This is a genomic window from uncultured Microbulbifer sp. (assembly GCF_913055755.1).
Lineage (GTDB): Bacteria > Pseudomonadota > Gammaproteobacteria > Pseudomonadales > Cellvibrionaceae > Microbulbifer.
On record NZ_CAJXKH010000064.1, the window covers coordinates 1 to 23,211 of the forward strand.

The following is a 23,211-nucleotide window of genomic DNA, read 5'->3' on the forward strand; positions in this document are numbered from 1 at the left end:
GCAGCCACATGAGCCCCCACCCGGCGAAAGGTTGCTGCACTCCGTCGTAGGTGCGGCGGGTGAATTCCGCGGTAGGGCTCACGCCCAGGGGGGCGAGTACGTCCGCGAGCAAAATGTCGGTAAATATATCCTTGCTGCTGCCTTCGATACCTTTCAGGTAGGCATTCATTGCGGTGCCGAGTATATAGGTATCGGATGTGTGGTAGACCCACCTGGTGCCGGGGGTTGCCTTGCGGGAATATTGAGTGCAGCTGTAATTGATCTTGCTGGCGTGATCTTCCGGAAGGAACAGGTCGTTGGTGTGGGAGGCGCCCTCATCGCTCATGTAACCGGCGAGGCCATAGTTGCCGGTGCCCATATCCACGGCATTGCCAAACGATACGTCGCCCCAATTGCCATCGCTATTGCAATCGCTCACATAGTTGCCAATCGATTGGGTAAAACTTCCGGGATATTTCTTTTCCAGGCGCATCAAGGCGCCGCCGGCAAAGACTGACTTGGCGGTGGAGTAGGAGGGCACCACCAGTGATTCGCAGTAGGGATAGGTGCCCTGGCGCGAACTGCAGCCGCCGACATAGTGAGTTCCATCTATGACATAGCCAACAAGAGATATGGCCGCGGGATCCTTGCCCCCCGGGGCGGCAAAGCGTGAATAATCGGTGCCGGGATAATCCTGAGCCAGCGCACTCAGTGGTTTGACCGGCACACGGTCGTTGACTTCCGCCTGGTAGGCGCTGGTCAGGCTCGCGGCATTGCTCACGGCATGTGGCGTATCGGAGGCATCCAGCTGTCCCCACATGTCAAACTGATAATACAGGCAGGTTTCGCCGGCGATCTGGTATGCCACATCGGATACCGAGCCATCATCTTTGAACAAAAACGTCATCACACCATTGTGCAGACAGTTGGCATTTTTTTGCTGTAACGCAAACGGCAGGGCGACACGGCTGAAGCCGGCGTCCCCTGTTTCATTCCAAACTCGGCCGGAGGTGAGTACGTACTCCCATTCGGGGTGGCTGCTGGGAATGGAGCCGCGTTCTACCGGAAAAATGTGGCTGCCGGTCTGCACCAACTCGAAGGCAAATTCCGGGAGGTGCTTGCGGGTTGCATCCTGGTTGCCTGTGTAGCGGAAGGTATCCTTGTGCTCGTCAAATGCGCCGCCGCTGGCTTCACCGAACAGTTCGAGTGTTCCTTCAAACTGATTGTCGGGCATTGCTGCGGCGGCGGGCAGCGCATAGTGGCTGTAATCCACCAGGGCCCCGGGATCGCTTCCATTTTTCAGTGTGCGATAGCTAAGCAGAGTCCGGCTGACGTTGCCGCTACCGGTCAGGAGGGCGAAGTGATTTTCGGGGGCTGCGCTGGCAGAACTGAGACAGCCGGTCAGGCCGAAGTAGACAATAGCTAGAGTACGCATGGTGTCCGCAAATTTATTTTTACAAGGCGCTGCGGATAACTATGCGCGGGTACAGCTGGCCCGGTTAGCGCCAGCTGTAGGCCGCAGATGGGGCCAGTCAGGCCACGCGTTTCAAACTGCGCCTGGTGGTGGCGGGCCGGGTCGGTTAGTTGGGGCCTGTGGGGGTCGAATGGCTGTGGAGATACTGCAGGATGGCGTCCTGCAGGCGTGCATTGCCACCCTCGATGCCCTGACTGCCGAACAAGCGGTTAAATTCGATCACATAGGGATGGTCGCCCACCATGGCGATATCCCAGCCGGCATGATTGATGTCCAGGGTGCGCGCCAGATGCAGGGCAAGATCGATGGCCGCCTGCGGCACCGGGCTGTGTTGCACCACGCCGCCTCGGCAATTTCCGCTTTGTATCTGAAAATTTCGTCGGATTTTAGCTGCAGGGTATCTGCGAACCCGAGCGTTCTGAAAACGTCAAAAGAGACCCATGCCACCGGTAAAAACACCCGTAAATTGAGGTGCGCGTTTTTACCGGCAAGAGGTTATTTGCGTCAAGCAAATTTACCGTACCGGGCCACACAAAAAGCGCCCGGTGAGTCAGCGGCGAGGCGGGTATCGGTCACGGCTGTTTAACCTTCCTTGTTGGCCTTGATCTTGGTGATCGCCGCCTGCTGGATTTCCTTGATCTTCGGCATCATCGAACCCATTTTCTGCTGCATCAGCTGCATGCTGTTCTGCATGATCACGGGCATTTTGGCAATCACAGCCTTGCCTGCGTCGGACTTGTAGAACTCGAGCATTCCATCCACTTCGGACTGGCTGAGGGACTCACTGTAGATCTGGGTAAAGATGGGTTCCAGCTGGGCCCAGCTCATCTCTTCTTTCAGCAGTGCCACCATGTCATCCTGCATTTCCTGCAGAACCTTCTGATCGGCTTCGGAGATATCCTCGCCCGCAAGTGCCTGCTGCATGGTGGTCTGCATCATTGAATCCACCTGCGCCATGCTGTTCTCCAGCATCCGGGGCATATCGGTAATGGTCATCAGCTCGCGGATGGATTCCTTGGAGGGAGTGGCGGCGAGAGCAAGCGGGCACAGCAGGGTGGCTATCAGGGCGAGGGCGTAGCGCTTCATGTGAAGTCCTTTGGAAGTTATTGTCGATGATGAACTGGTATCAGATTCAGATCTGCCAGTTATATCACGTGGGGTGCATCGTCGCGATGACTTGTAACGGGCTGTAATTACCCGGCATACACTGGTCGCAAAATCGAATTCCTGAGCCATTTGTGCGAAAGTATGCGCTGGATATATGCAGGAAGGGAGAGCAGTTATGGCAATCGGGCAACAATGGAGGGTAAGCCGCTTCGCGTGCCTGTTACTGCTGTTCCTGGCATATTCGGCGGTCTCCGGATGCGGGAGTGAGCGCGGGCAGGAAACGGAAGCTTCGTCGCAGAGTTCTGCTGCCGAGATGGCGCAGGTAAGCCAACCGGGCCGTGATCAGCAGCAGGCCACTCCGGAGCAAGCGGACGTTCCCGCCTTCCAAAACTACATCGAACTCGGAGACCTGCCAGCGATTACCGGGCGCGGCACACTACGTCTGCTCGCGCCCAGCAGCCTGGCAATGGAAGATGAATCCCTGCCCCGCGACGGTCTGCCCTCCAGCGAATGGCGGGCGCTGGCGGAAAAATTTGCTGAGCAACGTGGGCTTGAACCGCAGTGGGTCTATGTGGACAGCTTTGCCGGGCTGATTCCCGCACTGGTGGAGGGACGCGGCGATGTTATCGCGATCAATTTTTCCCGCACACCGCAGCGGGCCCAGAGGGTGTCCTTTACCCGGCCGCTGGAATTTGTCCAGGAACTGCTGATTACCCGCAAGCAGCCACAGGCAAATACCGGATCCCCAAGCGACGCGCTGGCGGTGGCCGTACGTGAGGGCAGTGCCTTTGCCGGCACCCTGGAAAATCTGTCCGCTCCCGACGACGCCTATACCCCGATACTGCTCGAAGAGCCGATGGATAACGAGGCCCTGCTGGCGGCGGTTGCCCGTGGCGAGTACCCGGCCACGGTTATCGACAGCAATCTCGCCGAAGTGCTGCTGCCCGCATACCCTGAATTGCAAAGCCGGCCCCTGCTTGAAAGCCGGCGTGCGATCTCCTGGGCTGTGCGTCGCGACGCGCAAAAGCTGGAGCGTGCCCTGAATGAATTTTTTACCGAGGAACACCTGGTCGCGGTGCAGCGCCGCAGCCGTGGGCAGCGGGACTGGGCCGAGGTCCGCGAGAGCCGTACCCTGCGCGTACTGACCCGCAACCATCCCGCGTCCTATTTTATGTGGCGCGGCGAACTGATGGGCTTCGACTACGACCTGCTGCAGCGCTTTGCCCGTGATAACGGACTGCGCCTGAGTATGGTGGTGCCGGGCCCGGACGTGGACCTGGCGGAAGCGCTGGCTGCCGGTATGGGCGATGTCATCGCCGCATCGCTTACCGTGACCGAGTCCCGCAGGCAGCAGGGACTGGTATTTACCCACCCGTATATGCAGGTTACCGAGCAACTGATCGCTGCGGAGCCATCACCGCAAGTGCTGCCGGTGGCCGAACAGTTGCGCGGGCAGCAGGTCGCGGTCAACCCGTTGAGCAGTTATTACACCAGTCTCTCGTTGCTTGCAGAAAACGGGGAAACTCCTGTGGATGTCGTTCCGGTGGTAGGTGCCACTACGGAGCAGCTGATTGACGCCGTGGCAGAGGGTAAATACCAGTACACCGTTGCCGATTCACATCTGGTGGCAATCGAGCAGACTTATCGCGATGATTTCGCGGTATTGGGTGATCTCTCCGGTGAGCGGGATATCGCCTGGGCGGTGCGAGCGGATCAGCCGCAGTTGCTGGAAAAACTGAACGGCTTTCTCGACAAGTATTACCGCGGACTCTTTTTTAACGTTACCTACAACAAGTATTTCAAGGAAGAGAAACGCATGCGCAGCCGGCAGCGGGAACGCCTGCGCACCACCGAGGAGTTGTCACCCTACGATCCGCTGGTGCGAAAATATGCCACGCCTGCGGACCGCGACTGGCGCATGGTGGTATCGCAGATGTACCAGGAAAGCCGCTTCAACCCCAAGGCTAAATCCTTTGCCGGCGCGCGCGGCCTGATGCAGGTATTGCCGCGTACCGCCAAGCAGATGGGAATTGCCGACCTTTACGAACCGGAAAACGGCATTCGCGCTGGGGTTTCCTACCTGGGCTGGCTGGAGCAGCGTTTTCCAAAAGAACTGCCGTTCGACCAGAAGATCTATTTTACTCTCGCCGCCTACAATGCCGGTCACGGCCATGTGCGGGACGCGCGACGGCTGGCGGAACAGCTGGGCAAGAACCCCAATCGCTGGTTTAACAATGTTGAGGATGCGATGCTCATGCTGTCTCAGCCCGAGTATTACCGGCAGGCTCGGTTTGGTTATGTGCGCGGTCGCGAGCCGGTGAATTACGTGCGGGAAATTCGCGACCGCTACTTCGGTTATCTATCTGTCGCGCGTACCGAGCGCATAACCACCCAGTAATATAATTGCCGAAGCCGACATTGTGGCCGACTCAGTGTGTTGAATTTCGTGGCATCAGATACCAGAAGATTGCCGCTACGATAAACAGTGCAGGTACATCTCCCAGCAGGTTGCTGCGCTCGGTTTCATCCGCGATTGCCTGCACGAGCATGATGGCACCGTGGACAATGCTCGACCAGATGGTGAACCAGATGAGACTGCGGTTCGCCATAGGGTCGCGTGCCGCGATAATCAGGAATATACCCAGGGTCGCGTAAATACCCATGATCATCTGTTCGTACTCCGGTTGGCGCGGAGTCCAGCCCCAGCCATCCGGCCATACCCACATCATCATCGGGTAAATCCCGACAATAAAAAACACACCGGTGATCACCAGGAAAATTTTCAGGTAACGGAGTTTTGTGGTGGTATCCATCTTGTAGCCCGCATTGAATAAATATCGTTGCGGGCAAGCTTAGTCGTTATGACAGTGCCTCACTGTGTCGGTGACAGATAACTTAACGGTTTGTCACCAGGCCTGGGATTCGTTAAACCGCGGTAGCGGAGTATGGCGTTGCGCAGTCTCCCTGGCGCTCCGGCACGGAGTGTGCGATACCGGGGCACTTCAGGTGCGGCTGGTAACTGCAGAATGAGGTAGCTGCTGGATCAGGACTCGCCGGTCGCCGGGTTGTTATTTTGTGCGCCCACTTCGGGGCTACTGGACAAGCTGGCGCGGTCATTGAGTTCATAGACCCGTTTAAGGTTCTGTCTGGCGGCCTCGTTATTTCGGTCAAGATTCAGCGCCTGGTTGTAACTCGATTCCGCGAGCGCCAGGCGGTTGTGTTGCCGGTACAGATAGCCGAGGCTGTTCCATAAGGTGCTGGACCCCGGTGCCAGCGTCAGTGCTTCCCGCATCAGGGAAAGTCCCTTGTCCTGCTCGCCGGTAGTTGCGTAACCGAGCGCCAGGTTATTCAGGTACAGGGCCTGTACTGCCGCATCCGACAACCGGGTATGGGGGTAGTTGTAGCGCGGGCGGAAGTTGAACTCGATAATCTGCGTGGACCAGCCGAATGAAACCTCGGCGTTGATATGCAGAACATTCTGTTGCACCTCGCGACCGCTGGTGTTGCGCACGGTGACCCGCTGTGGGCGTGTTTCCACCCGGTTGAAATTTGCTTCCAGCCCGACCTCTCGCGCCAGTGCGACGATCAGCGCCGCGAATGAAATGCAGTTTCCCCGCTGTTCTGAAAACGCTTCTGCCGCATTGGTGGTGTGGCCAAGATCGTATTCCAGCTGGAAGTTCTCAAGTTTCAGCGTGCGCAGAATCTTCCGGAAGCGTCGATTGGGTGATGCGGTGGGGTCGATGGAATTCACAAATTCCCGCATTTCCGGACTTACTGCCAGTAGCGTTTGCGACTGTGGTTGCGGTCGCGCTATTCCCGACACAGGTTTGACCTGTTGTAACAGATATGTCGTATCTACCTCGACCGGCGTATAGTTGAATTTCAAGCCGTTACCGGCGCAGCCGATCTGAAAAATTGTGATCAAAATTGCAACCCATCGCATTCCGTATTCCTCCCTGGTTTCGCATAGTTTGATCCACGGGAGTTGACGCTGGATGCACGTCATCGGCGAACGACAGAAATTTCCGGACAAGTGGAATTGGTCGGGTAGCGGGGCTTGGGTGAGGTGAAATTTTTTCCGGATGAAACGAAAAAATGCTCGATGGAATTGGTTTTTGGTTACTTTTGAAACGGGTTTTCAGTCGTTGATTTCGACTGAAAACCCGTATTTATGGTGGTGAATTTAGTTTGAGTTTTGTCGCGCGCTCATTTCTGAACACCACGTGCTCTGTTGCTTTCTGTCTTTCAAAACTCGACCGAGAGCCGGCATCAGGTCGCTGTTTTTCTCCAGAGCCCGGCTGTACTGATCGATTTCCGCCTTGCTGCAAACAACCGGGAACAGCATGGCGTACGCCTTGTTGTACAGGGTGTCGGCAGTTGCGCTGACCGCGGGTACCGCGGCAAACAGCTTGTCACTGAACTGCCGGTATAGCGCCAGCTGGTCCGCCGGGAACATATGGCTGGCGGCTGCGCGGATCTGGCTCAGCTTGTACTCGTCGCGCTTGTTGAGAATATTGTGCAGCCACTCCCGCTTGGCCTTGCCCGTCGGGCGGATGGCACGTGCGCTGATGGCGGCGTTCTGCGCGCGGGCGCTGTTGTCCGCTTTCAGCTGGTCGGCAACCAGTTTCTCATAATTCCCGAACAGGTGGCGGTTCAGCAGAATGATCAGCGGCCAGCGGCGGTCCTGGTCGAGTTCCAGCCCCTCGATGGTCAGCTCGCCCGCCAGCATCTGCTGGGCGTGTTGCAGAGCCGCCTCGCTGTGGGCCACTTCGGCGAAGGTGCCGAACCAGGTTTTCTGGGTATCGCTGCCAGCGGGGGCCCGATTCAGTTGCTGCCATACGAAGGCTTCAATGTCGCCCTGCAACTTTTCCCGCTCTGCCGCGGGTAGCTCGATGCGATGCAGGTAGGCATTGGCCGCTTGCAGGCGGCTGCTGATCAGGCGGATCACGTTGATGTCCTGCTCTTCGCCGGCATTCTGCAAGGCAAAGTCGATCCAGTCACTGAGCGGCATCTGCGCATCGGTGACCGCATCGAACAGGCTCTGCCACAGCATCAGCCGGGTAAAGGCGCTGTCGATCTGGTTGATGTGCTGTTTGGCCTGCGCCACAGAGGCATCGTCCAGGCGGGTTTTCACATAGCCCCAGTCCTCGTCGTTCAGGTTGAGGATCTGCGGGCAGGGCATACCCTCGGCATTCTTCACTTCTGTGCTGGCACCACTGTAGGTGACCGGCACCTTGGCTACGCGGGCCATGCTGTCGCCCTGCATCTGGTAAATACCGAGCTGTACGCGCTGTTCGCGCAGTTGCGGGTATTGCACCGGCGCAGCCTGCTGGATGGTCAGCTCGCTGATGCGGTCGTTGCTGCATTCGAAGCTGGCGCTGATGGTGTTCAGCCCCGCCTGGTACAGCCATTTCTGGGTCCAGTCTGCCAGGTTCTTGTCCGCGGCCTTGCCCAGCGAGCCCATAAAGTCCTGCAGTTCGGCATTGCCGTAGGAATAGGACTTGAGGTAATCGCTCACGCCTTCGCGGAATGCGTCCGTTCCCAGGTAGAACGGCAGCTGCTTCAGTACCGAGCCGCCCTTGCCGTAGGTGATGCCGTCGAAGTTGGAGAAGGCTTCGTCGGTGTTGGGTACCAGGACCTCGATGGGGTGGGTGGTGGGCAGCTGGTCGGAGCCGTAGGCCCACTGTTTGGTACCCAGATAGAAGTTCTGCCACACATCGCCGAACTCACTGTTCTCCGCCAGTGCCAGTGACGCCATATAGGTGGCGAAGCTCTCTTTCAGCCACAGGCCATTCCACCACTTCATGGTCACCAGGTCGCCGAACCACATGTGCGCCATCTCGTGGGCGATCACGTTGGCCAGGCGCTGGCGCTGGGCCTGAGTTTTGTCGCCGCGGGCGACATAGTTCTCGTTGAAGGTCACTGCCCCCACGTTTTCCATCGCGCCGATGGTGAAGTCCGGCACGATCAGCTGGTCATACTTGCCGAACGCGTAGGGGATGTCGAAGTACTTCTGGTAGAAGGCGAAAGATTCGCGGGTAAACTTGAACCAGTCCTCCGGCTTTACATGCTCCGCCAGTGTCTTGCGTGCAAACAGTCGCAGGGGGATGCCATCTGCATCGTTTTCCCATACCACGAAAGGACCGGCGTGCAGCGGGAAAATGTAGGAAGAGAATTTCTTGGTCTGGGGGAAGTGCCATACCTTGAAGCCGTTCTTCAGTGTATCCACCTTGTCTTCCCGCGCGGCGGTGACCACCTGCCAGTCGGCGGGCGCGGTGACCTCCACGGTATAGCGGGCCTTGAGGTCCGGCTGATCGAAGTGCGGGAAGAAGCGGTTGGCCTTGTAGGGTTCGAAGTGAGTGTACAGGTAGACGCTGCCGTCTTCCGGATCCTTGAACCGGTGCAGGCCGGAGCCGTCGCTGGAATAGGGGTGGCTGTATTCGATCGCGATGCGATGCTCGCCCTTGCCCAGGTGTTGCGGGGCAATACTGATGAAATGGTCGTTGTACTCGAAGGGCACGGCGCTGCCATCCACTGACACTGCTTTCACCTTGCCGCCGGCAAAGTCGATGGTAAGCGGCTGCTGCAGGTCCCGCGCGATACGGGTTGTCGCAACGACTTCACCGTCAAACGATTCGGACTGGTTGTCCAGTGTTACCGCAACGCGGTAATCCACATCGGCAATCTGCTGGCGGCGCAGGGCTGCGTATTCCGCGGTGAGGGAGGACGTGGCGGCACGGGCGACGATTCCGTCGGTAGCGCCTTTGTCTTGCGCGGCGACCGCACCGGTAGCGAGCAGGCCGCCGACAACGGTGGCCAGCAGCGTGCGGGTAAAGGTTTTATGAAGTGGTGTTTGAGGCATGGAATTCTCCCGGGACAGCAATTACCAATAATATATGCAATAAAAAAAGGCCCCGCAGGGCCTTTCTTCAGAGTGCCGATTAACCGGCGTTGTGCTTGGCCATGGCCGCAGATATATCCAGGCAGCGCTGGTTGCTGTAGCGGCGATTCTTCAGCGCCTTTTCCAGCAGCGGGTTCAGCTCTTTGCCGCTATCGAGCAGCTTGCTGATCTGTTCAACGCCTTGGGCACTGCAGTTCATTGGGAACAGGCGTGCGTAAGTGCCGACGAATTCGGGTGCATCGCTCGCGTTCACTTCATCCAGGGCGCTGACGATCTGCTCGACGTTGGCTTCAAACAGTCCGCCCTGCTCAGACGGGAACAGTGCGCCGGCAGCGTACTTCAGCTGGGCCAGCTTGAACTGGTCGCGGTTGTGCAGGATGTTCTCCAGCCACTTGGTCTTGACCTCCGCCTGCGGGCGGATGGCTTCCGCGGCGATCGCGTTCAGCTGTGAGCGGTCGGAGCTGTCCTTGGCCAGTTCGTTTTTGATTTCCTGCGCGAAGTCACCGTAGAGGTGCTGGTTCTGCAGGGTGATCAGGTTCCAGCGCATATCCGGGTCCAGTTTCAGGCCCTTGATGGTGAGCTCACCGCGCAGCAGGTTCTGGGCATCGGCCAGTGCCTTGTCGGTGTGCGCAACGCCGGTGAAGGTGCCGAACCAGGTCTTCTGTGCGTCGCTACCTGCGGGCGCGCCCTGGAGGCGGTTCCACACGAAGGTCTCGATCGCCAGTTGCAGCTGGGTGCGCTTGGCATCGTCCACGGCTACCTGGTTCAGGTAGGCGTAGGCGCTGCCCAGGTGGCGGGAAACCATGCGGATCACGTTGATGTCGGTCTCGCGATCGGCATTGGTCACGGCAAAGCTGACGTACTGGTCCAGTGGCAGCTTGGCATCAACCACGCTGTCGAACAGGCTCTGCCACAGCATCAGGCGGGTGAAGGGCTTGTCGATATCGTTGATGTGCTTGGACATGTTGTCCACGGATACCGCGTCCAGGTTCACCTTGGCGAAGGCCCAGTCGCCCTCGTTCGGGTAAACGATCTGCGGGCAGGCTTCGCCGACAGCGGCGGAAACCTCAGTGGTTTCACCTTTGTAAATTACCGGGATGGCCTTGCTCAGTACCATCTTGTCGCCGTCCATGTTGTACAGGCCAACCTGGGTGCGCTGCTCGCGCAGGGTCGGGTACTCTTCCGGGGCGGACTGGTTCAGGGTCAGGCTGCTGATCTTGCCGCCTTCACACTGGAAGCTGGCCTGGATGGTGTTGAGGCCGGCCTGGTACAGCCACTGCTGCTGCCATGCGTCCAGATCCTTGCCAGCGGCCTTGCCCAGGTGACCCATAAAGTCGTTCAGGGTGGAGTTCTTGTAGGACAGGTCCTTCAGGTAGTTGGACACGCCCTTGCGGAATTCTTCCTTGCCCAGGTAGTAGGGCAGCTGCTTCAGGATGGAGCCACCCTTGCCGTAGGTGATGCCGTCGAAGTTGGCGAAGGCCTCATCGGTGTTCTTCACCGGCAGCTGGATCGCGTGGGTGGTGGGCAGCTGGTCGGAGCTGTAGGCCCACTGCTTGGTGCCCAGGTAGAAGTTTTCCCAGGCGGTGGTGAAATCGCTGTTCTCCGCCAGGGACAGGTTGGCCATGTAGGTGGCGAAGCTTTCGTTCAGCCACAGGTCGTCCCACCAGTTCATGGTCACCAGGTCGCCGAACCACATGTGCGCCATTTCATGGGCGATCACATTGGCCAGGCGCATGCGCTGGGCTTCGGTTTTTTCACCGCGGGAAACGTAGCCCTCGTTGAAGGTCACCGCAGCCACGTTTTCCATGGCGCCGGCGTTGAAGTCGGGCACGATCACCTGGTCGTACTTCACGAACGGGTAATCCACTTCGAAATACTTCTGGAAGAATTCAAAGGACTGTTTGGTGAAGGTGAACCAGTCGCTGGGCTTTACGTATTCCGCCAGGGTTTTGCGCGCGAACAGGCGCAGCGGGATGCCGTCGGCATCGTCTTCCCAGACGGTGAAAGGACCGGCGTGCAGGGAGAAAATGTACGAGGAAAACTTCTTCGACTGCGGGAATACCCAGTGGTTTACCTCGCCGTTGTTTTCGACGTTGCGCTCGCGAACGGAAGAAACAATGCTCCAGTCTTTCGGTGCGGTCACGTCCAGGGTGTAGCGGGCTTTCAGGTTCGGCTGGTCAAAGTGCGGGAACAGGCGGTTGGCGTCGTAGGGTTCGAAGTCGGTGTACATGTACACCTCACCGTCCACCGGGTCGACGAAGCGGTGCAGGCCGGAACCGTTGGTGGAGTATGCGTGCTTGTAGTCCACGGCGATCGCGTGCTTGCGGCCTTTCAGGTGCTCGGGGGCGATGGTGATGAAGTGGCCGTTGTACTCGAACGGTACTTCTTTGCCATCTACCTGGATGCCCGCCACTTCACCACCGGCGAAGTCGATGGTCAGGGGCTGCAGCAGGTTGCGACGGAACTGGGTGTCCGCGACCACGCGGCCGGAAAATGCCTCGCCGGTTTTGTCGATAGTGACCGACAGTTTGTAGTCCACCTGGGCGATCTGCTGCTTGCGCAGTTTGGCGTAGCTCTCGGACAGGCCCGGCGCATTGGTACGCTCGATGGCCGCCTTGGCAAGGCCGTGTGCGGTGCTGGTGCCTTGCAGCTGGTTCGGCTCGAGGCTGCAGGCGGCGAGAATGCCGCTGCACAGCAGGCCGAGGGCAAATTTTCCGGTCTTATTCATGGTTTCCCCACTATTTTTTAATGGAACTGGGCGGCGCATTGCTGCGCCAAAGCCGCTACTTATAGCACGGCACTGGCGCCGTCCGCGGACGGCTTAACCCGCGCATCCTGCGGTTTGTCGCGGAGATATAGTGCGCCAGATTAATTGCTTGGAGTTCGCTTGGTTTGCAGGTTTTAAGTCTGCGTAATGCGATTTTGTTGGTGTGAAAGGCTGGCTTTATTGGGGGCGGGGAGGATTTCCCGGGGCGGGCGCCCCGGGAAATGTCCGCAATAGACGAATCAGTTGCTCGGGAAGGAGAACTGGGCACCCTCGCGCACACCGCTGGACGGCCAGCGCTGGGTGACGGTTTTGCGGTTGGTGTAGAAGCGCACACCGTCTGCACCGTAGGTGCCGAGGCAGCCGAACAGGGAACGCTTCCAGCCGCCGAAGCTGTGGTAGGCAACCGGTACCGGAAGCGGTACGTTGATGCCCACCATACCCACCAGGATATTGTCGCTGAAGTAGCGTGCCGCCTCGCCGTCGCGGGTGAAGATGCAGGTGCCGTTGCCATACTCGTGATCGTTGATCATCTGCATCGCCTGCTCCATGGACTCGGCGCGCACCACCAGCAGTACCGGGCCGAAGATTTCTTCCTCGTAGCAGGTCATGCCCGGCTTCACCTGGTCGATCAGGGTTCCGCCGACAAAGAAGCCATTTTCGTAACCGGCCACTTTCGGGTTGCGGCCATCCACCACAATGGTGGCGCCCTGCTCGGCGGCACTGGCGATATAGCTGTTGACCTTGTTCATGTGCGCCTCGGTAATCACCGGGCCGAAGTCGTTGCTGCTATCGGTATAGGCGCCCACCCTGAGGCCCTGCATGGCCCCGGACATTTTTTCGATAAAGGTGTCCGCGGCCTCGTCACCCACGCAGACTGCAACCGACAGCGCCATGCAGCGCTCGCCGGAAGAACCGAAGGCGGCGCCGGTCAGCGCGGCCACGGCGTTGTCCATGTCCGCATCCGGCATGATGATGGCGTGGTTCTTGGCTCCGCCCAGGGCTTGGCAGCGCTTGCCGTGGGCGCTGGCGGTGGCGTAGACGTATTCGGCGATGGGGGTGGAGCCAACAAAGCTCACCGCCTGCACGCGGGAATCGGTCAGCAGGGTATCCACGGCCACCTTGTCACCGTTGACCACGTTGAACACACCGTCCGGTACGCCGGCTTCCTGCAGCAGCTGCGCCAGCAGCAGGGAACAGGAGGGATCGCGCTCGGAGGGCTTCAGTACGAAGGTGTTGCCGCACACGATGGCCAGCGGGAACATCCACAGCGGTACCATGGCGGGGAAGTTGAACGGGGTGATACCTGCCACCACGCCCAGGGGCTGCATTTCGCTCCAGGAGTCGATATCCGGGCCCACGTTGCGGCTGTGTTCGCCCTTCAGCATCTGCGGTGCCATGCAGGCAAATTCCACGTTCTCGATACCGCGGGTCAGTTCGCCCATGGCGTCGTGGGAGATTTTGCCGTGTTCCTCGCCGATCAGTGCGCAGATTTTCTCCGCATTGTCTTCCAGCAGCTGCTTGAACTTGAACATGATGCGCGCGCGCTTGATCGGCTGGGTGTTGCGCCAGGTCTTGTAGGCTTGCTCGGCCGCGGCGATTGCCTCTTCCACGGTCTCTTTTGCGGCAATCGCCACCTGCTTGGAAACCTCGCCGGTGGCGGGGTTGAAAACGTCCTGGGTGCGCTCGGCGGCGTCGACGGTCTGGCCGTTAATAAAATGACCCACAGTGTTCATGTCTTTTCCTCTCTCAAGTCGGTATTTGTTCTTTCGTCGTCCCGGCGAGGCCGGGATGACGGTCTGGTGTTTTTAGCCCGCGGCAACTTGTGTGATCGAATCGCCCAGCGCGCTGACCAGGGTGTCGACCTCTTCCGGCTGCGCCACAAACGGCATACCCAGCTGTACGGTGTCGCCACCATAGCGCACGTAGAAACCTTTCTCCCACATCTTCATCGCGATCTGGTAGGGGCGCAGCAGCGGTTCGCCGGGCGCTGCCTCGATGGTGAGGCCGGCAGCGACACCGCAGTTGCGGATATCGGTCACCAGCGGCATGCCCTTCAGCTGGTGCACGCTCTCTTCCAGCACGTTGGCCAGGTCGCCCGCGCGGGAGAACAGGTTTTCGTTTTCCAGAATATCCAGGGATGCCAGCGCCGCGGCGCAGGCCACCGGGTGCGCGGAATAGGTATAGCCGTGGGGCAACTCCAGCAGGTACTCGTGACCACCCTGCTGCATAAAGGTGTCGTAGATCTCCTGCTTCGCGATCACCGCGCCCATGGGTACCGCGCCGTTGGTCAGCTGCTTGGCGGTATTCAGGATGTCCGGGGTGACCCCGAAGGCCTCGGCACCGGTGGCGGCGCCCATGCGGCCGAAGGCGGTGATCACCTCATCGAAGATCAGCAGGATGTCGTGCTGGTCGCAGATCTCTCTGAGACGCTGCAGGTAGCCCTTGGGCGGCGGCAGCACACCGGCGGAACCGGCCATGGGCTCCACGATCACCGCGGCGATATTCGAGGCGTCGTGCAGGGCGATCAGTTCCAGCAGTTCATCTGCCAGGTGCGCGCCTTCTTCCGGCATGCCCTTGCTGAAGCGGTTTTCCGGCAGCACCGTGTGCGCCAGGTGGTCGGCATCCACCGCGGGACCGTAGAGGGCACGGTTGGCGCCGATACCGCCCACGCTGATACCGCCGAAGTTGACCCCGTGGTAGCCCTTGGCGCGGCCGATCAGCTTGGTCTTGGACGGCATGCCCTTCTTGCGCCAGTAGGCGCGGGCGATCTTCAGGGAAGTCTCGGCGGACTCGGAACCGGAGCCGGTAAAGAACACCCGGTTCAGGCCTTGCGGCATGAACTGGGTGATGCGCTCGGCCAGTTCGAACGCCTTGGGGTGGCCAAACTGGAACGCGGGCGAGTAGTCCAGGGTGCGCAGCTGTTCGCTGACCGCGTCGGCGATCTCCTCCCGGTTGTGGCCCGCACCGCAGGTCCACAGGCCGGACAGGCCGTCAAAGATACGGCGGCCATCGGCGCTGGTGTAGTAGCAGCCGTCCGCCCCGGTGATGATTCGAGGGTCCTTCTTGAACTGGCGATTGGCGGTATACGCCATCCAGTGGGCATCCAGCTGGGCCTGGCTGAGGCCGGCAAACTTGTCGCTCATTCTTATTCTCCGACTCGGATTACGCTAATGATGGACGGAATTCTGGCTGCCATTTAAAGTTGCATAAATTGCAATTTATCGATCTTTAGTTTCATTCGCTTGAAACTTTATTTGGAGAGTGCAAATGGCACGCAAACAGGCAGCACTGCTGGGTCAGCTGAGTGATATCGACCTGCGCCTGCTGCGGGTATTCCGCGCGGTGGCGGAGGCGGGGGGCTTTTCTGCGGCAGAGCTGGAACTGAATGTGGGGCGCTCCACCATCAGCCGGCATATCAAGGACCTGGAAGTGCGGCTGGGGGTGACCCTGTGCCAGCGCGGCCGCGCCGGTTTTGCCCTCACCAGTGAAGGGCGCCAGATCTACCAGGCGACCCTGCGGCTGCTGGGTTCGCTGGATGCCTTCCGCGGCGAGGTGGCGGATGTGCACCGGCGCATGACCGGTCATATCTCTATTGCCCTGTTCGACAAAATGGTCACCAACCCCGCCGCGCACATCGGCGATGCCCTGCGCCGGTTCGATGACCTGGCGCCGGAGGTGAGCCTGGATACCCATATCGAACCCATCAACGAGATCGAGCGCGGGGTCATGGAGGGGCGCTTCCAGCTGGGGGTGATCCCTGCCCACCGCACCTCGCCGAGCCTCGAGTACCAGCACCTGTTCTACGAACAGATGTACCTCTACTGCGGCTATCGCCACCCGCTGTTCGGCACCGCGGATATTTCCATCGACGACGATGCCATCAGAGACTGCAAGTACGCCGGGCTCGGCTACCACTCGCCGAATATGGAAGTGGGCAATCGCCTGGGCCTCGAGCGGGATATTACCGTCAACGACCAGGAGGCCATCGTTCACTGTCTGCAATCCGGCCGATATATCGGCTATTTGCCGGACCACTATGCGGAAACGTTTTTGAAGAAAGGCGAGATACGGGCCATCTGCCCGCAGCGTTATCAGTACGAATGTGATTTTGTGGCGATACAGCGGCGGTCACCGAAGCCCTCGCGGATTGTGCAGACTTTGTGGGAGTGTCTTGCCGAGGTGCATGTTTAGGAAAAGAGAAGTCGAAGCGGATTTCTTGGTAGCGTCGTCAGCGATTGCCGTCGATAGTTGCACGGATCTTGCCGAGCACGTTGCGGATGAACTGTTTTGGCGTCGACGCTTGGCGATCAATTTCGTTGCGCAGAGCCAATAGCTCTTTATTTTTCGGCTGGATTCCCAGCCCGGTGTTCACCTCGCGGTGGGCGCGCTTGAGGTCCCCTTCCTGGATTTTGCTGCGGGCGCGTCGGGTGTATTCCGCCACCACCTGATCGATGCCGGAAAGCGCCTGGGGGTTGTCGCCATCCAGCGCCAGTGCCTCGCGGTAGAAGTGCAGGGCACTGTTATCCGGGGGGGCGGCTCAGGTTGCCGCGCTTCAATGCCTTGGCTCCGCGAACCACGTAATCCTGTACCTGTTTTTCCGTTACCAATTCCAAGCCAGCGGTGGCCTCACTGTTATCCTCGTCCAGCAACAGGACCTGGCTGTAGTAAAAGCGTGCGTTGTGCTGCTCGGGAAAAATGTAGCGACCTTGCTCCATCCCCAACTCCGCAGCTTGTAACAGGCGGGAGACCTCGCGCTCGGTCGGATTTTTGTAGTTGAGTCCGAATACCAGCAGCATTAATGCGGCAGAACCGATGGTGGGGAGCAAGAAACGCAGCGCTTTGCGCGAGCGGCGCATGTTGCGCAGGTTTGCGCTGGGATGGGTGCCACTTGTTTCGACAACAAGCAGGGGTGCTATAGCCATCATCAGTTCTTCACAAGACTGGAAGCGGTCTGTCGGCAGCTTGGCGAGCATACCTTCCAGTAGCGGCTGCAGGTGGGCGTATTCCGCTGGCAGTGCGGGCAGTGGCTGCTGGATATGATTGATTGCCGTGGCAGTGTGGCTGTTGCCCTTGAACGGATTATGACCCAGCAGCAATTCCAGCAGGATCACGCCAAGGCCGTAGATATCGGTGGTGATATCCAGTGGCTGTCCCTGGGCCTGCTCCGGGCTGCTGTACGACGGGCTGCCGAGGCTGAACCCCGTTTGGGTAAGGTCCGAACTGTTATCCACATCCTTGGCGATACCGAAGTCGGTCAGCACCGCGGTACCGTCGTCGCGGAACAGGATATTCGCCGGCTTCACGTCGCGGTGAATGATGCCCCTGGCGTGCACCGCCGCCAGCCCCTCGGCGATCTGGTAGATCAGCTGCAGGATTTCCGCAGGCTTGCGAAAGCGCTCGGCGTTCTCGCTCAGGTTGCCACCGCCGACAAACTCCATCGCAATGTAGTCATCGCCATTGGCCAGCCTGGAAATATCGTAAATGGTGATGATGTGTGGGTTGGTGAGGCTGGCAATAAAATGCGCTTCCTTGATAAAGCGCTCGTGGAGGTCGACCTGACCGTTGCCGGCACTGCCGCGCAGTAACTTGATGGCCACCTGGCGGTTTAATGATTCCTGGGTGGCCAGGTAAACCGAGGCCATGCCGCCCTCGCCAATAGGTCCGTGGACGGTGTAGCCGGGAATGTTGAGGTCGGATTGCGTCATGGCTGCGGTTTTCGGCAATACCAGCAACTGCTGCATAAAATTTACGCGGCAACATGCATTAATCGGGGAAGAAGTCGGGTTTTATTCGGCGGTGGTTGGATCGATGATGCCGACCACTTCAGAAACCGAGTTCGCCGGGAATCCGCCCATCTCCGCGTGCTTGAGTACCGCCTCCTTATCCGGAGCTATGTACACGCAGTAAACCTTGTCCGCGGTGACATAGCTCTGCTGCCACTGCACAGATGGGCCGAGTTCACGCAGGACGCCACAGGATTTCTGTGAAATACCCTGAAGTTCTTCCTTGGTCAGGTTTCCCGCACCGGGGATTTCACGTTCGATAACAAACTTGGGCATGGTCAATTTCCTTATTATTTGGTCGAAGCCTTTTTGCGGCAGCATCCAGCTTTGTGGCGGTGCACTGCGCACATAAGCCGCTGGCGGGGCCGCTCTGGATATAACCGTTTGAATATATGCAAGGCAATCAGGTCCAACCAGTGAACGGTGCCTGCGGGCGGGAAATTGGCACGTTATTCCTGCCTTTGCGGAGGTTTCCCTCCCCTGGCAGGAAGGTGCAGCTCCCGGGGTGCGCCAATTTCCTCTTAAAGATTGACCATGCTCGCCAGCGCGGTAAACGCGGTGGCACCGCCGAGAAGGGTGATATAGGCGCCGCCGAGGAGTGCGAATTTGGCCGAGGTGACAAACCATCCCTGCCGGTAAATGCGCTTCTGCATCAGCAGCAGGTAGATGGGCATCCAGACCGCGAGTGCGGTTAGTATCAGGCCGAACAGCATGTCCAGTGCGGAGTCGGGTGTTGCGAGCCAGCCGCGCAGATCGACAAGGACCACAACCAACAGCAGCGCGAGCGACAGGAAGGCGTGGCTGTGCAGCGCAACGATCAGGTGCTCCATATACAGTCGGCGCTTGAACAGGTACAGCAGGCTTAGCATCAGCGCAAACACCGGTAGCAGGATAAACAGCGTGGACGGAATCGAACTGAATATCGCGTCCTTCAGCAGGTTCGGGTCGCGCTCTATACGCGGTAAATTGCTTTCAAATTTCCCGCTCTGTTGTTCGAGCCATTTGTTCACCGCCTCGGGTGCGCCCTCGAACTGGAGCGGCTTGAAGGTCTTCCCGGCCGGCTGTGTTTCAAGCTCTGCCACTGCCGCCGGGTCGATCTCGGCAATGCGTTGCCGGGACCGCGCCTGCACCACCTGCTCCACACCAGCCAGCACACCCTGCAGGGCTGGTAGTTCCTCGCTCTCGCGAGAAGCCTGTCTCAGCTCATCGAGTGCCTGGTCGCGAAACTGCAGCACATCGTCGACGCTGGTGGCCCGGGCAATGTCCTGCTCCAGCTGGTCCAGGTTCACGCCCTCTTCGACCGCAGGGGTATTTTCACCACTGTCTGTCGAGCCCATGCGCCAGTCGCTGCTCAATTGTGCTGCGAAGAAAGCGGTCAGGCACAGGAAAATAAACAGCCGCACCGGGCTCACATAGCGCACCCGGCGGCCGGCGAAGTACTCTTGGGAGAGAAAGCCGGGCTTGAGGAGCAGCGGCCCGAAGGTGCGTGCGATGCGCGAATCGAGCCCGAACACCGTGCCGAAAAAATCTGCGACCAACTCGGGGAACTGGCGCAGTAGGCTCTTTGCCGGCTGGCCGCAGGCATAGCAGTGGGGGCCGAGCAGAGGTTCTGCGCAGTTGTCGCAGGTGGCGGGCTTTGGCATGGCTTCTGCCGCGGCGGCAGGCTCGGCGTATACCTGATCCGTTCCCGGATCCTCCGGCAGGTCGGCGGCTATTTCCTGTTCCGTCAGGGTTTCTGTGTCATTCATGGCAGGTAACGGTTAAATGGCGTGAATTGTCCCGATAATAAGCGCATTCCGGCAGGAAACATATCGCTGCCCGGATCTTAAGAATGCAGTATCCGGGCGCCAATAGCGGACGCAAGTGCCGGAACAGGCGCCACCACCGTGCTCCTTTACTAGAATTAGTGATACCCGTGCAGTACTCCACCACTCCCACATCAGGAGGTGATATGAAATCCAACTGCATGCACCTGGCAATTCCCGCCGGCGATCTGGATACCGCAAAAATCTTTTACTGCGATGTGCTGGGTTGCAAGACCGGCAACGGCGAAGCCGGGCGCTGGGTGGATATCGATTTCTGGGGTAACGAGCTCACCCTGCACCAGAGTGAAGAACAGCTGCCCAATGTGCGTCACGACGTGGATATGGGCGCAGTGGCGGTGCCGCACTTCGGTGCCCATTTGCCGGACAAAGAATTTCAGGCGTTGAAGGCGCGTATCGAAGCTGCCGGTCTCGAATATCTCGACAAACCCTATCGTCGCTTTGTTGGCGATGAATACGAACAGGAAACATTCTTTATCCAGGATCCCAACGGCAATGTGCTGGAAATGAAATCGATGGTTAATCCGGAGCTGATGTTTCGCTAGACAACCCGGCTGTACCGGCTTTTATCGTCAATTCCGGCTTCCCTGAAATGGCGACGGTAGAGCAGCGGCCTTTTGCCTGCCTTGAGAAAAGCGTTGCAGTATCCCGCACCCGCCCCCATATACTGGTGACATCACTCCGATCTCCGTTGTCCATCAGTAGAACGCCATGTCGAATACCGCGGAACCCGCCAACCGCTCGCCGCAAGCGAGCGCGCCCGTTACTAGTGCCTCCAGCATGAGCGCGCGCGAGATGCTCCTCGCACTCTGGCAGTTCATGCGTCCCTACAAGAAAGTCCTCGCCGGGGCGGCGGTAGCACTGGTGTTTACCGCGGGTATTACCCTGTCCATCGGCCAGGGCGTTCGGCTGCTGGTTGACCAGGGCTTGACGGACGATACCAGCGAGGCCCTCGGCCGCGCTGTGCTGGTGCTGCTGGTGCTGGCGGTGCTGATGGCCGCAGGTACCTACGCCCGTCATTTCCTGGTGTCGTGGCTGGGGGAGCGGGTGGTGGCCGACCTGCGCAAGGCGGTGTTCGACCATATCGTGACCCTGCACCCAAGCTACTTCGAGACCAACCGCAGTGGCGAGATCATGTCCCGTCTCACCACCGATACCACCCTGCTGCAACATATCATCGGTACTTCGTTCTCGATGGCACTGCGCAGTGCGCTGATGTTCGTGGGAGCGCTGATCCTGCTGCTGTTCACCAACCTCAAACTGAGCCTGATGGTGCTGGTGGGTGTGCCGCTGGTGCTGCTGCCGATCGTGCTCTATGGCCGCCGGGTGCGAAAGCTGTCCAAGGCCAGCCAGGACTCCATCGCCGATGTGGGCAGCTATGCGGGCGAAATTATCCAGCACATCAAAACCGTACAGAGCTATACCCGCGAGCGCGCGGAAATGCAGGCATTTGCGCGGGAGGTGGAGGTCGCATTCGACGTGGCCAGGAGGCGCATACGCCAGCGCTCCCTGCTGATTGCGGTGGTGATACTGCTGATGTTCGGTGCGGTCAGTGGCCTGCTGTGGGTTGGCGGCAACGACATGATTGACGGTCGTATCAGCAGCGGCGACCTGGCGGCCTTCGTGTTCTACGCCATTATGATGGGCTCCGCGGTGGCGACGATTTCCGAGGTGTACGGGGAGCTGCAGCGGGCCACCGGCGCTACCGAGCGGCTGATGGATCTGCTGCATGTGGAATCCGAGATCCCGGTCAGTGCGGTCGCGGACGCCGATGAACCCAAAAGCGCATCCGCGGGGCAGGTAGCATTCGAGGCGGTGGAGTTCAGTTACCCCGCGCGCCCGAATCACCCGGCGATCCACCAGTTGAGCCTGGACGTGGCCGCGGGCAAGAGCCTGGCCCTGGTCGGCCCCTCCGGTGCCGGAAAATCCACCCTGCTGGAATTGCTGCAGCGTTTCTACGACCCGCTGGGCGGGCGCATCACCCTGGACGGTACCGATATCCGGGACATGGACACCGCCGCCCTGCGCACGCAGATGGCCGTGGTGCCACAGCAGCCCGCGCTGTTTACCGCCGATGTCTGGTACAACATCCGCTATGGCAAGCCCGACGCCGGTGATGCCGAAGTCATCGCAGCGGCCAGGGCCGCTCATGCCCACGAGTTTATCGAGCAACTGCCGGACGGCTACAGCAGCCACCTGGGCGAGCAGGGTACGCGGCTGTCCGGTGGGCAGAAGCAGCGCCTTGCCATCGCCCGTGCAATCCTGAAAGACCCGAAAATCCTGCTGCTAGACGAAGCCACCAGCGCGCTGGACGCCGAAAGCGAGTACCACGTGCAGCAGGCGCTGCAGGCGTTAATGAAAGATCGCACCACCATCATCATTGCTCACCGGCTGGCGACCATCCTGCATGCAGACAGCATTGCGGTGCTGGAGAAAGGGCAGCTGGTGGCCCAGGGCAGTCATCGGGAGCTGATAGAGATCTCACCGCTGTACAAGCGGCTCGCGGAACTGCAGTTTCGGGAGGCGGAGAGGCAGACACCGCTGGTGGAGTAGCGCGGCGGAAAGGAATGGAGCACAAACAAAAACGGGCCCCGAAGGGCCCGTTTTTTACATCTGCAGGGGATTAAACCACTACGATGTTTTCAGCCTGCGGGCCCTTCTTGCCCTGAGTTACGGTGAACTCAACGGCCTGGCCTTCGGTCAGGGTGCGGAAGCCGGTGCTAGCGATAGCGCTGAAGTGTGCGAACACGTCCGGGCCGGACTGCTGCTCGATAAAACCAAAACCTTTTGCTTCGTCGAACCACTTAACGGTTCCGGTAACAGTATTAGACATAACTAAATCCTGAAATTTAAAAAGAGTGTTGCCTGCGAGAGGCGGGTGGTGCTTGAGGTAAAGGCTCTTAAAAACTGCAGGACGTGGTCTTACGAATACGACAGCGAAATAGCGGTATCAATAAAAGTCTTTCTTTCTAGCAGGGGCCACTCTATAGGTAAGTTACGCCCCTGTCTATAAATCGTTCAGATATTGTGCGGGCGCCAGTCCGGGTACCGGTCCAGGCGCCATTCCAGGCACCAGTCTAGGCCGCCTGGGCTTCCTGTCGCGCCCGGTCTGCCAGGTACTCGTCGTAGGTGCCCTGGAAGTCCACCAGCTTGCGGCCCTTGATCTCCAGCACCCGGGTGGCCAGCGAGGACACGAACTGTCGGTCATGGCTGACGAAGATCAGAGTACCCTCATACTGGGACAGGGCCTTGTTCAGGGCCTCGATGGACTCCATGTCCATGTGGTTGGTGGGCTCGTCCATGATCAGTACATTGGTGTCCATCATCATCAGCTTGCCGAACAGCAGGCGGTTCTTCTCACCGCCGGAACACACCCG

General features: G+C 59.2%; 17 protein-coding genes and 2 pseudogenes. 4 read left to right on the forward strand and 15 right to left on the reverse strand.

The annotated features are described in order from the left end of the window. From QZ511_RS11530 to QZ511_RS11540, 3 genes and pseudogenes are all read right to left on the reverse strand, one after another. Positions 1–1,414: pseudogene (locus QZ511_RS11530) on the reverse strand (hypothetical protein); the annotation flags it as partial. Positions 1,415–1,559: 145 nt separating this feature from the next. Continuing rightward, entirely contained in the window at positions 1,560–1,793 is a 234-nt protein-coding gene (locus QZ511_RS11535) for a hypothetical protein (RefSeq protein WP_295802503.1), read from the reverse strand. A 242-nt stretch (positions 1,794–2,035) separates the two neighbouring features. After that, positions 2,036–2,539: a DUF2059 domain-containing protein gene (locus tag QZ511_RS11540; RefSeq protein WP_295802505.1), complete on the reverse strand. Its 504-nt coding sequence runs from the start codon at positions 2,537–2,539 to the stop codon at positions 2,036–2,038. Positions 2,540–2,735: 196 nt separating this feature from the next. Between QZ511_RS11540 and QZ511_RS11545 the strand changes: the two genes are divergently transcribed. Beyond that, on the forward strand, positions 2,736–4,958 hold the full coding sequence (locus QZ511_RS11545; RefSeq protein WP_295802507.1) for a transporter substrate-binding domain-containing protein: 2,223 nt from the start codon (positions 2,736–2,738) through the stop codon (positions 4,956–4,958). Between the two features lie 31 nt (positions 4,959–4,989). On the opposite strand, the gene QZ511_RS11550 is transcribed toward QZ511_RS11545, so the two are convergent. The 6 genes from QZ511_RS11550 to QZ511_RS11575 all read right to left on the reverse strand — a co-directional run bounded on the left by QZ511_RS11550 (position 4,990) and on the right by QZ511_RS11575 (position 15,371). Next, positions 4,990–5,373, reverse strand: a complete 384-nt coding sequence (locus QZ511_RS11550; protein ID WP_295802509.1) for a DUF6632 domain-containing protein — start codon at positions 5,371–5,373, stop codon at positions 4,990–4,992. Between the two features lie 230 nt (positions 5,374–5,603). Next, positions 5,604–6,485 (reverse strand): transglutaminase domain-containing protein, encoded by an 882-nt coding sequence (locus QZ511_RS11555; protein ID WP_295802511.1) that lies wholly within the window; start codon positions 6,483–6,485, stop codon positions 5,604–5,606. A gap of 258 nt (positions 6,486–6,743) precedes the next feature. Beyond that, positions 6,744–9,422 carry an aminopeptidase N gene (pepN, locus tag QZ511_RS11560; protein ID WP_295802512.1) on the reverse strand — a complete coding sequence of 893 codons (2,679 nt, stop codon included), beginning with the start codon at positions 9,420–9,422 and terminating at the stop codon, positions 6,744–6,746. Positions 9,423–9,501: 79 nt separating this feature from the next. Continuing rightward, positions 9,502–12,189 (reverse strand): aminopeptidase N, encoded by a 2,688-nt coding sequence (gene pepN / locus QZ511_RS11565; protein ID WP_295802514.1) that lies wholly within the window; start codon positions 12,187–12,189, stop codon positions 9,502–9,504. Positions 12,190–12,467: 278 nt separating this feature from the next. Further along, a complete protein-coding gene (locus tag QZ511_RS11570) occupies positions 12,468–13,961 on the reverse strand; it encodes a CoA-acylating methylmalonate-semialdehyde dehydrogenase (protein WP_295802516.1) in 1,494 nt (497 codons plus the stop codon). Between the two features lie 72 nt (positions 13,962–14,033). Beyond that, on the reverse strand, positions 14,034–15,371 hold the full coding sequence (locus QZ511_RS11575) for an aspartate aminotransferase family protein (RefSeq protein WP_295802517.1): 1,338 nt from the start codon (positions 15,369–15,371) through the stop codon (positions 14,034–14,036). A 124-nt stretch (positions 15,372–15,495) separates the two neighbouring features. Here QZ511_RS11575 and QZ511_RS11580 point away from each other — a divergent pair, with 124 nt between their 5' ends. Then, entirely contained in the window at positions 15,496–16,419 is a 924-nt protein-coding gene (locus QZ511_RS11580; RefSeq protein WP_295802519.1) for a LysR family transcriptional regulator, read from the forward strand. Between the two features lie 37 nt (positions 16,420–16,456). On the opposite strand, the gene QZ511_RS11585 is transcribed toward QZ511_RS11580, so the two are convergent. The 4 genes from QZ511_RS11585 to QZ511_RS11600 all read right to left on the reverse strand — a co-directional run bounded on the left by QZ511_RS11585 (position 16,457) and on the right by QZ511_RS11600 (position 19,759). Next, positions 16,457–16,669 carry a hypothetical protein gene (locus QZ511_RS11585; RefSeq protein WP_295802521.1) on the reverse strand — a complete coding sequence of 71 codons (213 nt, stop codon included), beginning with the start codon at positions 16,667–16,669 and terminating at the stop codon, positions 16,457–16,459. Between the two features lie 79 nt (positions 16,670–16,748). After that, a complete protein-coding gene (locus tag QZ511_RS11590) occupies positions 16,749–17,969 on the reverse strand; it encodes a serine/threonine-protein kinase (protein WP_295802523.1) in 1,221 nt (406 codons plus the stop codon). 45 nt (positions 17,970–18,014) lie between these two features. Beyond that, positions 18,015–18,287, reverse strand: coding sequence for a DUF4242 domain-containing protein (locus QZ511_RS11595; protein ID WP_295802524.1), 273 nt, complete (start codon positions 18,285–18,287; stop codon positions 18,015–18,017). A gap of 245 nt (positions 18,288–18,532) precedes the next feature. Then, positions 18,533–19,759: a DUF3667 domain-containing protein gene (locus QZ511_RS11600; RefSeq protein WP_295802526.1), complete on the reverse strand. Its 1,227-nt coding sequence runs from the start codon at positions 19,757–19,759 to the stop codon at positions 18,533–18,535. Between the two features lie 203 nt (positions 19,760–19,962). Here QZ511_RS11600 and QZ511_RS11605 point away from each other — a divergent pair, with 203 nt between their 5' ends. Next, complete coding sequence (locus QZ511_RS11605; protein ID WP_295802528.1) at positions 19,963–20,379, forward strand: VOC family protein; 417 nt, start codon at positions 19,963–19,965, stop codon at positions 20,377–20,379. Positions 20,380–20,545: 166 nt separating this feature from the next. Continuing rightward, a complete protein-coding gene (locus QZ511_RS11610) occupies positions 20,546–22,387 on the forward strand; it encodes an ABC transporter transmembrane domain-containing protein (RefSeq protein ID WP_295802529.1) in 1,842 nt (613 codons plus the stop codon). A gap of 70 nt (positions 22,388–22,457) precedes the next feature. Here the strand turns inward: QZ511_RS11610 and QZ511_RS11615 are convergent, their stop codons facing one another. Both QZ511_RS11615 and QZ511_RS11620 read right to left on the reverse strand, forming a co-directional pair. After that, positions 22,458–22,667, reverse strand: a complete 210-nt coding sequence (locus QZ511_RS11615) for a cold-shock protein (protein WP_078083408.1) — start codon at positions 22,665–22,667, stop codon at positions 22,458–22,460. Between the two features lie 244 nt (positions 22,668–22,911). Then, positions 22,912–23,211: pseudogene (locus tag QZ511_RS11620) on the reverse strand (ABC-F family ATPase); the annotation flags it as partial.

What these genes read in the sequence shown, in the direction of transcription:
- QZ511_RS11540 (WP_295802505.1), bottom strand. Translation starts at nt 2,539, where the DNA reads ATGAAGCGCTACGCCCTCGCCCTGATAGCCACCCTGCTGTGCCCGCTT.
- QZ511_RS11545 (WP_295802507.1), top strand. Translation starts at nt 2,736, where the DNA reads ATGGCAATCGGGCAACAATGGAGGGTAAGCCGCTTCGCGTGCCTGTTA.
- QZ511_RS11550 (WP_295802509.1), bottom strand. Translation starts at nt 5,373, where the DNA reads ATGGATACCACCACAAAACTCCGTTACCTGAAAATTTTCCTGGTGATC.
- pepN (WP_295802512.1), bottom strand. Translation starts at nt 9,422, where the DNA reads ATGCCTCAAACACCACTTCATAAAACCTTTACCCGCACGCTGCTGGCC.
- pepN (WP_295802514.1), bottom strand. Translation starts at nt 12,189, where the DNA reads ATGAATAAGACCGGAAAATTTGCCCTCGGCCTGCTGTGCAGCGGCATT.
- QZ511_RS11570 (WP_295802516.1), bottom strand. Translation starts at nt 13,961, where the DNA reads ATGAACACTGTGGGTCATTTTATTAACGGCCAGACCGTCGACGCCGCC.
- QZ511_RS11575 (WP_295802517.1), bottom strand. Translation starts at nt 15,371, where the DNA reads ATGAGCGACAAGTTTGCCGGCCTCAGCCAGGCCCAGCTGGATGCCCAC.
- QZ511_RS11580 (WP_295802519.1), top strand. Translation starts at nt 15,496, where the DNA reads ATGGCACGCAAACAGGCAGCACTGCTGGGTCAGCTGAGTGATATCGAC.
- QZ511_RS11590 (WP_295802523.1), bottom strand. Translation starts at nt 17,969, where the DNA reads ATGCAGCAGTTGCTGGTATTGCCGAAAACCGCAGCCATGACGCAATCC.
- QZ511_RS11595 (WP_295802524.1), bottom strand. Translation starts at nt 18,287, where the DNA reads ATGCCCAAGTTTGTTATCGAACGTGAAATCCCCGGTGCGGGAAACCTG.
- QZ511_RS11600 (WP_295802526.1), bottom strand. Translation starts at nt 19,759, where the DNA reads ATGAATGACACAGAAACCCTGACGGAACAGGAAATAGCCGCCGACCTG.
- QZ511_RS11605 (WP_295802528.1), top strand. Translation starts at nt 19,963, where the DNA reads ATGAAATCCAACTGCATGCACCTGGCAATTCCCGCCGGCGATCTGGAT.
- QZ511_RS11610 (WP_295802529.1), top strand. Translation starts at nt 20,546, where the DNA reads ATGTCGAATACCGCGGAACCCGCCAACCGCTCGCCGCAAGCGAGCGCG.
- QZ511_RS11615 (WP_078083408.1), bottom strand. Translation starts at nt 22,667, where the DNA reads ATGTCTAATACTGTTACCGGAACCGTTAAGTGGTTCGACGAAGCAAAA.